Raw genomic sequence first — 13471 nt, 5'->3', positions numbered from 1 at the left:
GCCGGAGGCCTTGCCTCGGGTGATCTGACCGGGACCCTCACGGACCCGACCGCTGCCATCCCACAAAGGTGGTGGCGAAAACGAGCCGGGGAGAAATCCCCAAACTTGGAGTAAACCTGTGGATAGAGCCCAGAAAGAACAACTGGTTGAGGACCTCGGCCAGATCTTCGCAAGCTCTGGCGTCGTAGTGGTTGCCCACTACGAAGGCATGACGGTTGCTCAGATGCAGGCCCTGCGCGCGGACATGCGTTCCGTGGGCGGTGGTGTACGCGTCGCCAAGAACAAGCTCGCTCAGATCGCCCTTGAAGGCAAACCCCAAGCGGGTATGGCCACTCTGCTCAAGGGTATGACTGCTTTCGCTTATTCGGAAGACCCGGTCGCTGCGGCGAAGGTCTGCGAAGCATATGCCAAGAAAAACGACAAGTTCGTGATTCTCGGCGGTGCAATGGGCGAAACGGTTCTCGACCAGGCTGGTGTTAAAGCCGTTGCAGCTATGCCGTCGCGTGAAGAGCTCATCGCTCAGATCGTTTCGTGCATCGGTGCACCTGCTGCCAACATCGCTGGTGCGATCGGCGCGCCTGCGGCGAACATCGCTGGCATCCTCAAGACCATTGAGGAAAAAGCGGCTGCCTGAGCCAACCCCTCTCGTGCCTTCGGCGTGGATGACACGTCGCCGGAACACCCATCTATATATCTAGGAAGCTAAAAATGGCTGATCTTAAAGCACTTGCCGAACAAATCGTCGGTCTGACCCTCCTGCAAGCTCAGGAACTGAAAACCATCCTGAAAGACGAGTACGGCATCGAGCCGGCTGCCGGTGGCGCAGTCATGGTTGCTGGCCCGGCTGCTGGTGGCGCTGCTGAAGCTGCAGAAGAGAAAACCGAGTTCGACGTCGTCCTGACCGACGCCGGCGCGAACAAAATCAACGTCATCAAAGAAGTCCGCGCCATCACCGGCCTGGGCCTGAAAGAAGCCAAAGACCTCGTCGAAGCTGGCGGCAAAGTCAAAGAAGGCGCTTCGAAAGCTGACGCTGAAGCCATGAAAAAGAAACTCGAAGAAGCTGGCGCTAAAATCGAGCTGAAGTGATTGTGATCTGAATGCCTGAGGCATTCTGACACTATCTTCCAGGCCGGATCCGGGGTATCTCCCGGGTCCGGCTCGACCTGTCTCGAAGGGTGCATTTCTGAATGCCTCCTTCCGGAGAGGTCCGGATTCGGGAGTTCGCCGGTGGGACGGCGGGCAGGCATGGAATCCGCGATATCCGCGTTCGAAAGGCGTTCCCCCCGTGGCCCGACGGGTTGGCGCGTCGTGATGACGAAAGGTGACCACGAGCATGGCGCAAGCTTACGTTGGCCAGAAGCGCATCCGCCGTTACTTCGGCAAGATCCGCGAAGTCCTCGAAATGCCGAACCTCATTGAGGTTCAGAAATCTTCATACGACCTGTTCCTGCGTTCGGGCGAGGGCCAGCGCGCCTCCGACGGCGAAGGCATTCAGGGCGTTTTCCAATCGGTGTTCCCGATCAAGGACTTCAACGACACCGCGGTGCTCGAGTTCGTGAAATACGAACTGGAAAAGCCGAAGTACGACGTTGAAGAATGCATGCAGCGCGACATGACCTATGCTGCGCCGCTGAAAGTCACCCTTCGTCTCATCGTGTTTGATGTGAACGAAGACACCGGTGCGCGCTCGGTTAAAGACATCAAAGAACAGGATGTCTATATGGGCGACATGCCGCTGATGACCGCGAACGGGACCTTCGTGGTCAACGGCACTGAGCGTGTCGTTGTCAGCCAGATGCACCGCAGCCCCGGCGTGTTCTTCGATCACGACAAGGGCAAGACCCATTCCTCGGGTAAGCTGCTGTTCGCCTGCCGCATCATTCCCTACCGTGGCTCCTGGCTCGACTTTGAGTTTGACGCCAAGGATCTGGTGTTCGCACGCATCGACCGTCGCCGTAAACTGCCGGTGACGACCCTGCTCTATGCCCTGGGCATGGATCAGGAAGCGATCATGGACGCTTACTACAACACCGTTTCCTACCGCTATGAGCGCAATCGCGGCTGGGTCACGAAGTTCTTCCCCGAGCGTGTGCGCGGCACCCGCCCGACCTATGACCTTGTGGATGCCGCTTCGGGCGAGATCATCCTCAAAGCGGGCGACAAAGCGACCCCGCGTATGGTCAAAAAGTGGATTGATGACGGCTCGGTCAAGGAACTGCTGGTTCCCTTCGATCACATCATCAACAAATTCGTCGCAAAAGACATCATCAACGAAGAGACCGGTGAGATCTGGGTCGAAGCCGGTGATGAGCTGACCTGGGAACTCGACCGTGACGGCGAAGTCAAAGGCGGCAGCCTGAAGACGCTGCTCGATCAGGGCATCACCGAGCTTCCGATCCTCGACATCGACAATATCAACGTCGGTCCCTACATCCGCAACACGCTCGCAGCCGATAAGAACATGGGCCGCGACGGTGCGCTGATGGACATCTACCGCGTGATGCGTCCGGGTGAGCCGCCGACCGTTGATGCGGCTGCTGCGCTCTTTGACACGCTGTTTTTCGATTCCGAGCGTTATGACCTCTCGGCTGTCGGCCGCGTGAAGATGAACATGCGCCTTGACCTCGATGCGCCGGACACCCAGCGTACGCTGCGCCGCGAAGACATCATCGCCTGCATTAAGGGCCTGGTGGAACTGCGCGACGGCAAGGGCGAGATCGACGACATCGACCACCTCGGCAACCGTCGTGTGCGCTCGGTCGGCGAGCTGATGGAGAACCAGTACCGCGTTGGTCTGCTGCGCATGGAGCGCGCGATCAAAGAGCGTATGTCTTCGGTTGAGATCGACACGATCATGCCGCAGGACCTCATCAACGCGAAACCGGCTGCTGCTGCTGTTCGTGAATTCTTCGGCGCTTCGCAGCTGTCGCAGTTCATGGACCAGACCAACCCGCTGTCGGAAGTCACCCACAAACGCCGTCTCTCGGCGCTTGGCCCGGGCGGTCTGACCCGTGAGCGCGCAGGCTTTGAGGTTCGCGACGTTCACCCGACCCACTACGGCCGGATGTGTCCGATTGAAACGCCGGAAGGTCAGAACATTGGTCTGATCAACTCGCTGGCCACCTTCGCCCGCGTGAACAAATACGGCTTCATCGAGACCCCTTACCGCAAGGTGAAGGACGGCAAAGTCACCGACGAAGTGATCTATCTCTCGGCGACCGAAGAGATGCGTCACACCGTGGCTCAGGCCAACGCACAGCTGGATGAGAGCGGCGCCTTCGTTCAGGACCTGGTTTCGACCCGTAAAGCGGGCGAATTCATGCTGAACCCGTCGGAAGCCGTGGATCTGATCGACGTTTCGCCGAAACAGCTGGTTTCGGTTGCGGCATCGCTCATTCCGTTCCTCGAAAACGACGACGCGAACCGCGCTCTCATGGGCTCGAACATGCAGCGTCAGGCTGTTCCGCTGCTGCAATCGGACGCGCCTTTCGTCGGCACCGGCATCGAGGGCGTTGTGGCCCGCGACTCCGGTGCGGCGATCATGGCCCGTCGTGGCGGCGTCATCGACCAGGTCGATGCGCAGCGTATCGTTGTGCGCGCAACCGAGTTCCTGGAGCCGGGCGAAGCAGGTGTGGACATCTACCGCCTGCGCAAGTTCAAGCGTTCGAACCAGTCGTCCTGCATCAACCAGCGTCCGATCGTCAAAGTGGGCGACACGGTGCAGCGTCACCAGGTCATCGCTGACGGTCCGTCGACCGATGGCGGCGAACTGGCTCTGGGTCGCAACGTGGTCGTCGCGTTCATGCCCTGGAACGGCTACAACTACGAAGACTCGATCCTGATCTCGGAACGCATCCTGCGCGACGACGTCTATACCTCGATCCACATTGAGGAATATGAAGTCGCCGCCCGCGATACCAAGCTCGGGCCGGAAGAGATCACCCGCGACATTCCGAACGTCGGTGAAGAAGCGCTGCGCAACCTCGACGAGGCTGGCATCGTTTACATCGGTGCGGAAGTTCAGCCGGGCGACATCCTCGTTGGCAAAATCACCCCGAAGGGTGAATCGCCGATGACCCCGGAAGAGAAGCTGCTGCGCGCCATCTTTGGTGAAAAAGCGTCCGACGTCCGCGACACCTCGCTGCGTCTGCCGCCGGGTGCCTATGGTACCATCGTCGAAGTCCGCGTCTTCAACCGTCACGGCGTCGACAAAGACGAGCGTGCGCTGCAGATCGAGCGGGAAGAAGTTGAGCGTCTGTCGCGCGACCGTGACGACGAACTCGCGATCCTTGAGCGCAACATCTACTCGCGTCTCAAGACCCTGATCCTGGGCAAAGTGGCTGTCAAAGGCCCCAAAGGCATCAAGCCGGGTTCCGAGATCAACGAAGAGCTGCTCGGCACGCTCTCGAAGGGTCAGTGGTGGCAGCTTGCCGTCGCTGAGGAAGATCTGGCGAAAGAAGTTGAAGCGCTCAATGAGCAGTTCAACGCGCAGAAACGCCAGCTCGACCACCGCTTCGAGGACAAGGTTGAGAAGGTCCGTCGCGGCGACGATCTGCCTCCGGGCGTGATGAAGATGGTCAAAGTCTTCGTTGCGGTGAAGCGTAAGCTGCAGCCGGGCGATAAGATGGCAGGCCGTCACGGCAACAAAGGCGTGGTGTCGAAAGTCGTCCCTATGGAAGACATGCCGTTCCTGGCGGATGGCACCACGGTTGACCTCGTGCTGAACCCGCTCGGCGTGCCGTCGCGTATGAACGTCGGTCAGATCCTTGAAACCCACATGGGCTGGGCTGCCCGTGGTCTGGGGATCAAGATTGACGAGGCGCTGCAGGACTACCGTCGCAATGGCGATCTGACCCCGGTCAAAGAAGCCATGCGTCTGGCCTATGGTGATGAGACCTACGAAGAGAACTTCGCAGATGCCCCCGAAGAGGCTTTCCTTGAAAGCGCTCAGGCGGTCACGCGCGGCGTTCCGATCGCAACGCCGGTCTTCGACGGTGCGAAAGAGGCGGACATCAACGACGCGCTGCGCCGTGCAGGCTTCGATGAGTCGGGTCAGTCGGAAGTCTTCGACGGCCGGACCGGCGAGAAGTTTGCCCGTAAGGTCACGGTTGGGGTGAAATACTTCCTCAAACTGCACCACCTCGTCGACGACAAGCTGCACGCCCGTTCGACCGGTCCGTACTCGCTCGTCACGCAGCAGCCGCTGGGTGGTAAGGCGCAGTTCGGTGGTCAGCGTCTGGGTGAGATGGAAGTCTGGGCTCTCGAAGCTTACGGCGCCGCCTACACCCTGCAGGAAATGCTGACCGTGAAGTCGGATGACGTCGCTGGCCGGACCAAGGTCTACGAGTCGATCGTCAAAGGCGAAGACAACTTCGAGGCTGGCGTCCCGGAATCCTTCAACGTTCTCGTGAAGGAAGTCCGTGGCCTCGGCCTGAATATGGAACTCCTGGATAGCGAGGAGGAGTGAGGGCGTTCGCGCCCTCAGCTTTCCCCCTTCCCTTAATTAAGGATTCAAGATGAACCAGGAACTCACCCACGGCGCCTCGCCCTTCAACCCGATGGCGCAACCCAAGACCTTCGACGAGATCAAGGTCTCGCTGGCTTCGCCCGAGCGGATCCTGTCGTGGTCCTACGGCGAGATCAAAAAGCCGGAAACCATCAACTACCGCACGTTCAAACCTGAGCGTGACGGTCTGTTCTGCGCCCGTATCTTCGGGCCGATCAAAGACTACGAATGCCTCTGCGGCAAATATAAGCGCATGAAGTATCGCGGCGTTGTCTGCGAGAAATGCGGCGTGGAAGTCACGCTGCAGAAAGTGCGCCGCGAACGTATGGGCCATATTGAGCTGGCATCGCCGGTTGCTCACATCTGGTTCCTGAAGTCGCTGCCGAGCCGTATCGGCCTGATGCTCGACATGACGCTGCGCGATCTTGAGCGCATCCTCTATTTCGAACACTACGTCGTCATCGAGCCCGGCCTGACCGACATGACCTATGGTCAGCTGCTGACCGAGGAAGAATACCTCGACAAGCAGGACCAGTGGGGCGCTGACAGCTTCACCGCCAATATCGGCGCTGAAGCCATCCGCGAAATGCTGTCGATGATCGATCTTGATGCGACCGCGCAGACCCTGCGTGAAGAGCTGAAAGAGGCCACCGGCGAGCTGAAGCCGAAGAAGATCATCAAGCGCCTGAAGGTCGTTGAGCATTTCCTCGAGTCGGGAAACCGTCCCGAGTGGATGATCCTCACCGTTCTGCCGGTGATCCCGCCGGAACTGCGCCCGCTGGTTCCGCTCGATGGTGGCCGTTTTGCGACTTCGGATCTTAACGATCTCTATCGCCGCGTCATCAACCGGAACAACCGTCTGAAGCGCCTGATCGAGCTTCGTGCGCCCGATATCATCGTGCGCAACGAAAAGCGTATGCTGCAGGAAGCTGTGGACGCGCTCTTCGACAACGGCCGTCGCGGCCGCGTCATCACCGGGACCAACAAGCGCCCGCTGAAGTCGCTGTCGGACATGCTGAAGGGTAAGCAGGGTCGCTTCCGTCAGAACCTTCTGGGTAAACGCGTCGACTTCTCGGGTCGTTCGGTCATCGTGACCGGCCCGGAGCTGAAGCTGCACCAGTGTGGTCTGCCGAAGAAGATGGCGCTCGAGCTGTTCAAGCCGTTCATCTACTCGCGTCTTGAGGCGAAGGGTCTGTCGACCACCGTCAAACAGGCGAAGAAGCTGGTCGAGAAAGAGCGTCCCGAGGTTTGGGATATCCTGGATGAGGTCATCCGTGAGCACCCGGTTCTGCTGAACCGTGCACCCACGCTGCACCGTCTGGGCATCCAGGCCTTTGAGCCGCAACTGATCGAAGGCAAAGCGATCCAGCTGCACCCGCTCGTCTGCTCGGCGTTCAACGCTGACTTCGACGGTGACCAGATGGCTGTTCACGTGCCGCTCTCGCTGGAAGCCCAGCTGGAAGCCCGCGTTCTGATGATGTCGACGAACAACGTTCTGTCGCCGGCAAACGGCTCGCCGATCATCGTTCCGTCGCAGGACATGATTCTGGGTCTCTACTACGTCACCATGAACCGTAAGGGCATGGTCGGCGAAGGCATGAAGTTCCGTGATCTCGATGAGGTTGAGCATGCGCTGCAGGCCGGGGAAGTGCATCTGCACGCCTCGATCACCGCGCGGATCAAGCAGATCGACGAGCATGGCAACGAAGTCTGGAAGCGCTATGAGACGACCCCCGGTCGTCTGCGTCTGGGCAACCTGCTGCCGCTGAACGCGAAGGCACCGTTTGATCTGGTGAACCGTGCGCTGCGTAAGAAAGACGTCCAGAACGTCATCGACACCGTCTACCGTTACTGCGGTCAGAAAGAGTCGGTGATCTTCTGTGACCAGATCATGTCGCTGGGCTTCAAAGAAGCATTCCGCGCCGGTATCTCGTTCGGTAAGGACGACATGCTGATCCCGGAAAACAAATGGGACATCGTCAACGGCGTTCGTGATCAGGTCAAAGAGTTCGAACAGCAGTACATGGACGGCCTGATCACTCAGGGCGAAAAGTACAACAAAGTTGTCGACGCCTGGTCGAAATGCTCGGATGCGGTCGCAGGCGAGATGATGAAAGAGATCTCGGCCGTTCGCTACACCGATGAAGGTGCAGAGAAAGAGCCGAACTCGGTCTATATGATGTCGCACTCCGGTGCGCGGGGTTCGCCTGCTCAGATGAAGCAGCTCGGCGGGATGCGCGGCCTGATGGCCAAGCCGAACGGCGAGATCATCGAAACGCCGATTATCTCGAACTTCAAAGAAGGTCTGACCGTTCTCGAGTACTTCAACTCGACCCACGGTGCCCGTAAGGGTCTGGCAGATACCGCTCTGAAGACGGCGAACTCGGGTTACCTGACCCGTCGTCTGGTCGACGTTGCTCAGGACTGCATCGTGCGTTCGATCGACTGCGGCACCGATAAGTTCATCACTGCGGAAGCAGCCGTGAACGATGGTGAAGTCGTGGCACCGCTCTCTGAGCGTGTTCTGGGTCGTGTGACCGCAGAGGACGTGATGGATCCGGCAACCGGCGAAGTGCTGGTCGCTAAAGGCGTGCTGATCGACGAGCGCAAGTCGGATGCGATTGATGCAGCCGGCGTGGCTTCGGTGAAAATCCGCTCGCCGCTGACCTGTGAAGCCGAAGAAGGCGTCTGCGCTCACTGCTACGGCCGTGACCTTGCGCGCGGCACCATGGTGAACACCGGCGAGGCCGTCGGTATCATCGCGGCACAGTCGATCGGTGAACCGGGCACCCAGCTGACGATGCGGACCTTCCACATCGGCGGTATTGCTCAGGGTGGTCAGCAGTCCTTCCTCGAAGCTTCGCAGGAAGGCACCATCGAGTTCCGCAACCCCAACACCCTGGAAGCCGCAAACGGCGACCTGATCGTGATGGGCCGGAACATGTCGGTGGCGATCATCGATGAGAACGGCCAGGAGCGTGCAGCGCATAAACTGTCTTACGGCTCGAAGCTCTTCGTGCGCGAAGGCCAGGCTGTGAAGCGCGGCACCAAACTGTTCGAATGGGACCCCTATACCCTGCCGATCATCGCTGAGAAGTCGGGTACCGCCCGCTTTGTTGACCTCGTGGCAGGCCTCTCGGTCCGCGACGAGACCGATGATGCGACCGGTATGACCCAGAAGATCGTGACCGACTGGCGCAATGCGCCGCGCGGCAGCGATCTGAAGCCGGAAATCATTGTCATGGACCCGGAAACCGGTGAACCCATGCGCAATGACCAGGGCAATCCGATCAGCTACCAGATGTCGGTGGACGCCATTCTCTCGGTCGAAGACGGTCAGACCGTCAAAGCCGGTGACGTGGTTGCCCGTATTCCGCGCGAAGGTGCAAAAACGAAGGACATCACCGGGGGTCTTCCCCGCGTGGCGGAACTCTTTGAAGCCCGTCGCCCGAAAGATCACGCCATCATCGCGGAACTCGATGGTTACGTGCGCTTCGGCAAGGACTACAAAAACAAGCGCCGCATCACCATTGAACCGGCTGATGAGAAGCTTGACGCGGTTGAATACATGGTGCCGAAAGGCAAGCACATCCCGGTGCAGGAAGGCGACTTCGTGCAGAAGGGTGACTACATCATGGACGGCAACCCGGCGCCGCATGACATTCTGCGCATCATGGGTGTGGAGGCTCTGGCCAATTACCTCATCGACGAAGTACAGGACGTCTATCGTCTGCAGGGCGTGAAGATCAACGACAAGCACATCGAGGTGATCGTTCGCCAGATGCTGCAGAAGATCGAGATCCTCGACTCGGGCGAAACGACGCTGCTCAAGGGCGAACAGGTCGACAAGACCGAGCTGGAAGAAGAAAACGCAAAGGTCATCGCGCGCGGTGGTCGTCCGGCTTCGGGCGAACCGGTCCTGCTCGGGATCACCAAAGCGTCGCTTCAGACCCGCTCGTTCATCTCGGCGGCCTCCTTCCAGGAGACCACCCGCGTGCTCACCGAAGCCTCGGTCATGGGCAAGCGCGACAAGCTGGTCGGCCTGAAAGAAAACGTCATCGTGGGTCGCCTGATCCCGGCCGGTACCGGTGGTGCTACCAGCCGTGTGAAGCGCATCGCGAGCGAGCGTGACCAGAAGGTCATCAACGACCGCCGCGCTGAAGCCGAAGCAGCAGCCGCTCTGGTTGCGCCCGGCGAAGGCGACGCGAACTGATCTTTATGATCTGACGGAAAGCCCCGGCCCTGCCGGGGCTTTCCTCTTTTGGGGAGACCCTTTGCGGGGCTCTTCACTTCACAGCCGCTTGAGCGCCGCGTCGCAGGCTTGCCAATTAAGGGACAACACGGCACTGAACCTTATGACACATCGCATGGCTCTTCTGATCGCCCTTGGGGTGAGCGCATTTCTCACCCTGGTGATCGCGGTCGTGACCCTTGCGCCGGTCTCGGGCCTGCCCGGGATGCAGGTCAGTGACAAAATCTACCATGCCCTTGCCTTCGGCTCTCTGGCCTTTCCGGTCACCGTGGTGCGCCCGCGCTGGTGGGCGGCGACGATCTTGGTGATCGCGGTCTATGGCGGGCTGATCGAAGTCATCCAGCCTTTCGTCGGTCGCAGCATGGAGCTGAACGACTGGTTTGCCGATATCATCGGCGCCGCAATCGGCGCCGGGGCAGGGGCGGTTGTCGGCCTGCTGATGGGGTCAAGGCTGGGCCTGCGCCGCGCCTGAGGCGCTGCCGGTCGGGATAGTTCCGATACTCAGTCGCAGTCAGCCGATCGGGGCGGCGCTCAGGCCGCCTCGTCTTCGTCCTCCAGGGCCGCCAGCGCCTGAAGGCTCTGCGCCGCCAGACGCCCGATATTTCGCAGGGTGGTGTCAGGCACTCCGGCCTCATCGGTTGAGGCCAGATCCTCAAGCGCCACAAGCTCTGCGCGCAGTGCACTCAGACCAAAGACAGCCGCCGCACCGGCAAGCTTATGGGCGGTGGCGGCCATCTCAGCGCCCGTGCGCTGTGGCTGCGAGGTAAGAAGCCGCAGCCCCTCGGTCAGCTCTGCCTCAAACCGCGCCTTCAGGCTGGTATAGACATCGCGTCCAAGCGCTCCGGCCATCTCCCGCACGGTGGCGTCATCAATCAGGACCCGCGCCGGCTGATCATCTGTGACGGTCGGCGTTTGTCGCGGTCCATAATCACGCAGCAATTCGCGCAGGGCCTGTCGGCGCAGCGGCTTCGTCAGGCTGCGGGCAATGCCACTGTCGGCAAAGCGGCGCAGATCCTCGGGCCGTGCATGGGCGGTCAGCGCCACCACCGGGGTGGTCGCATTGGGGCCTTCGGCCTCGCGGATGCGGCAGGTCGTCTCTACCCCGTCGAGGCCGGGCATGGAGATATCCATCAGGATCAGATCAAACCCCTCCTGCGCGCAGAGCCCCAGGGCCTCATGGCCGGTCTCTGCCTCGGTCACGCTGTGGCCATCGGCCGCGAGCATCGAGCGGACCACGAAGCGGTTGATCGGATTATCCTCAACCACCAGCACCGAGAGCGGCCGGACGTCATAGCGGTCCTGCGGCAGGGCAGGGGCGGGCAGATGCGGCTCTGCGGGCGGCAGGGGCAGGATCAGCCGGAAGACGCTGCCAAGACCGGGGGCGCTTTCGGCCTCAAGCCGCCCGCCCATCAGCGTGGCCAGCCGGCGTGAGATCGCAAGCCCCAAGCCGGTGCCCTGAGCCTTGCGGTTATAATCGGTGTTGAGGGTGACAAATTCCTCAAAGATGCGCGACATATCTTCGGGCGCGATGCCGATGCCGCTGTCGCGCACCTCAAAGACCGCATCGCCTTCGGCATTGCGAAAGGCTTTCAGCGTGATCTGTCCATCGCGGGTGAATTTCAGCGCATTGCTGACAAGGTTGAGAAGAACCTGATGCACGCGGTTGCCATCTCCGGTCACCCGCGCAAGGCTGTCGTCGCGCAGATCCAGCGCGAGGCGGTTCCCCTCGCGCGCGGCGACCCCCTGCTGGGCATGGGCGATGTCGCGCATCAGTGCACAGGCGTCAAAAGGCGCGCAGCGCAGCTGGGTGCGGAAGGCATCCATGCGTGCGATTTCCAGCACATCATTGACGTGACGCAACAACTGCTCAGCAGAGCTGCGGATGATCCGGTCATACTGACGCCGCTGCGCTGCGGGCAGGTCATCGTCAATCAGATCAAGGGTGCCCAGAATGCCATTGAGCGGCGTGCGCATCTCATGGCTCATCACGGCCAGCAGTTCATCCTTGGCCTTTTCACCGGCAAGCGCGCGATCGCGCGTCTCAACCAAAGCGGCTTCGGCAGCAAGGCGGTCTGAAATATCGCGCAGAAAGCAGATCCTGAGCGGGCCGGTATCGCTTTCAATCGCGGTCAGACTGCATTCGGCCGGAAATCCCTCGCCAGTGCCGCGCCGCCCGCGCACCCGGACCAGGCGGGCCCCGGGTTCGGGCAGGGGCCCTGCATCGCTGCTGCCCTCCTCCGGGCCCAGAAAGCGCGAGACCGGCAGCCCCTCCAGCGCCTCGGCCGGCAGCCCGAACAGCACCAGCGCCGCATCATTCGAATCGACGATTCGTCCCGCCGCATCCAGCACCAGAATGGCGTCCTGCGAGGCGGTGATGATGGCGCGGACCCTGGCATGGGCGGCGCGCACCTGGCGGTTTTGCAGCTGCGCCTGACGGACCATGCGCACCAGGGCCAGAACCACCAGCATCACCGCAAGCAGAAGCGCCGCACTCGATGAGATCAGCCGCACGAGGGTGACCCGCAGGGTCTCGCGCTGCGCATCACCACGGATGGTGCGCTGCTGCAGGCTGCGCAGCGTCAGATCGCGCAGGCGCGGGCGCAGCTGCTCTGCTGCTGCCAGAATATCGGGAACGGCGGCAGTCAGCGCCGCGTCGGTTCCGTCAAAGAGCGCTTCCGTCCGCGACAGAAACGCCCGCGCGGCCTCGATCCCGCCGCGGATTTCCGGCAGATCGAGATCTTCGGGGTAGAAGGGCATCACCTCCATCAGGCGGATGCGCGAGTAAAAGATGTCATAGCGGCGGCGCAGGTCCGCCGTGCTGCCATCCCCAATGCGCAGGGACTGAGCCGCCTGGATCAGCTGCAACAGCTCCATATCCGGCTGCGAAAGGCTCCATTGCGCATTGGCGGAACTGGCCCTTGCAAGGTTCTGGATCTCATCACGCACATCGCGTCCCAGCAGCAGCAGCACCAGAACGGCCCCCAGCAGCCCCAGCAGGGCCAGCCGTGCAAGCCACCGCCGCAGCCTCAGGATCCGCGCGCTCATCACCCGGCCTGCGTCTCGCCGGCTGCGCTGTCCCACTCCAGCCGGGTCAACTGCCAGATGCTGCGGATATAGCTCACCTCGCTGCGATAGGCGGGGATGTCATCGAAAGGATAGATCAGCCACAACGGCCCGCGTTCGCGCAGCGACAGGACCTGGCCGTCGATTTCCATGGCAAGAATCGGCCCGCCTTCGACTGCCTCGCTGAGCGGGACGGGGATCGAGTAATCATTCAAAGCCCGTGCCGTGAAAGTGCCCCCCTTCAGCCCGAGCGCGGTGACGAGGCTGTAGAGCGAGGGGCCGCGAAAGCGCTGCGGATGCTCAGACCAGGGTGTGCCGGTGAGGAATTCCACTTCCCCCAGAGCCTTCAGCATCTCACGGTCAAAAAGCGCGCCTTCCGGGCTGTTGCTGCGCGTCAGCGCCCCGGTCACGGTGAGAAGAACCTCGCCCTGTGGCGGGGGCAGCGCCGCCATGACACCGGCCGCCTCGCGCCCGAAAGCGGGCAGGGGCAGCGGCAGAAGGCTCATGCCAAGGAGGAGGCTGCGCCGGGAGAGGTCGGGCAAGATGGGCTCCGTCAGTGTGGTCTTTAAGGCCTTCTGGCCTGTTGCGGGCGGTTTGTCACAGGCTAAACTCCGGACAGCAGCAGGGAAAGTCATCAAAAGCATGGGATG

7 protein-coding genes are annotated in these 13471 nt (G+C 61.2%); 5 read left to right on the top strand and 2 right to left on the bottom strand.

The features are described from left to right. The first annotated feature begins 118 nt into the window (after positions 1-118). The 5 genes from rplJ (at position 119) to EP867_RS07565 (ending at position 10230) form a co-directional block, all read left to right on the top strand. Complete coding sequence (gene rplJ, locus EP867_RS07585; protein ID WP_128487796.1) at positions 119-634, top strand: 50S ribosomal protein L10; 516 nt, start codon at positions 119-121, stop codon at positions 632-634. A 74-nt stretch (positions 635-708) separates the two neighbouring features. After that, entirely contained in the window at positions 709-1086 is a 378-nt protein-coding gene (gene rplL, locus EP867_RS07580) for a 50S ribosomal protein L7/L12 (protein ID WP_128487793.1), read from the top strand. A gap of 247 nt (positions 1087-1333) precedes the next feature. Beyond that, the gene (gene rpoB / locus EP867_RS07575) at positions 1334-5467 is read left to right on the top strand and encodes a DNA-directed RNA polymerase subunit beta (protein ID WP_128487790.1); all 4134 of its coding nucleotides are present in this window, start codon (positions 1334-1336) and stop codon (positions 5465-5467) included. Positions 5468-5516: 49 nt separating this feature from the next. Then, positions 5517-9719, top strand: coding sequence for a DNA-directed RNA polymerase subunit beta' (rpoC, locus tag EP867_RS07570; RefSeq protein WP_128487788.1), 4203 nt, complete (start codon positions 5517-5519; stop codon positions 9717-9719). A gap of 154 nt (positions 9720-9873) precedes the next feature. Further along, complete coding sequence (locus EP867_RS07565; protein WP_164888793.1) at positions 9874-10230, top strand: VanZ family protein; 357 nt, start codon at positions 9874-9876, stop codon at positions 10228-10230. A 59-nt stretch (positions 10231-10289) separates the two neighbouring features. Here EP867_RS07565 and EP867_RS07560 read toward each other — a convergent pair whose 3' ends face one another. Further along, positions 10290-12803 carry a PAS domain-containing hybrid sensor histidine kinase/response regulator gene (locus EP867_RS07560; RefSeq protein ID WP_128487784.1) on the bottom strand — a complete coding sequence of 838 codons (2514 nt, stop codon included), beginning with the start codon at positions 12801-12803 and terminating at the stop codon, positions 10290-10292. Next, a complete protein-coding gene (locus EP867_RS07555) occupies positions 12803-13363 on the bottom strand; it encodes an oxidoreductase (RefSeq protein WP_241656852.1) in 561 nt (186 codons plus the stop codon). The genes EP867_RS07560 and EP867_RS07555 overlap by 1 nt, the downstream gene beginning before the upstream one ends. Positions 13364-13471 lie beyond the last annotated feature (108 nt).

Source organism: Falsigemmobacter intermedius (assembly GCF_004054105.1).
GTDB classification, from domain to species: Bacteria; Pseudomonadota; Alphaproteobacteria; order Rhodobacterales; family Rhodobacteraceae; genus Wagnerdoeblera; species Wagnerdoeblera intermedia.
The sequence above is the reverse complement of the archived record's forward strand: the minus strand, read 5'-3'. Positions and strand labels throughout refer to the sequence as shown.

Excerpts from the sequence above, each read along its gene's own strand:
- rplL (WP_128487793.1), top strand. The coding sequence starts at position 709 with ATGGCTGATCTTAAAGCACTTGCCGAACAAATCGTCGGTCTGACCCTC.
- rpoB (WP_128487790.1), top strand. The coding sequence starts at position 1,334 with ATGGCGCAAGCTTACGTTGGCCAGAAGCGCATCCGCCGTTACTTCGGC.
- rpoC (WP_128487788.1), top strand. The coding sequence starts at position 5,517 with ATGAACCAGGAACTCACCCACGGCGCCTCGCCCTTCAACCCGATGGCG.
- EP867_RS07565 (WP_164888793.1), top strand. The coding sequence starts at position 9,874 with ATGGCTCTTCTGATCGCCCTTGGGGTGAGCGCATTTCTCACCCTGGTG.
- EP867_RS07560 (WP_128487784.1), bottom strand. The coding sequence starts at position 12,803 with ATGAGCGCGCGGATCCTGAGGCTGCGGCGGTGGCTTGCACGGCTGGCC.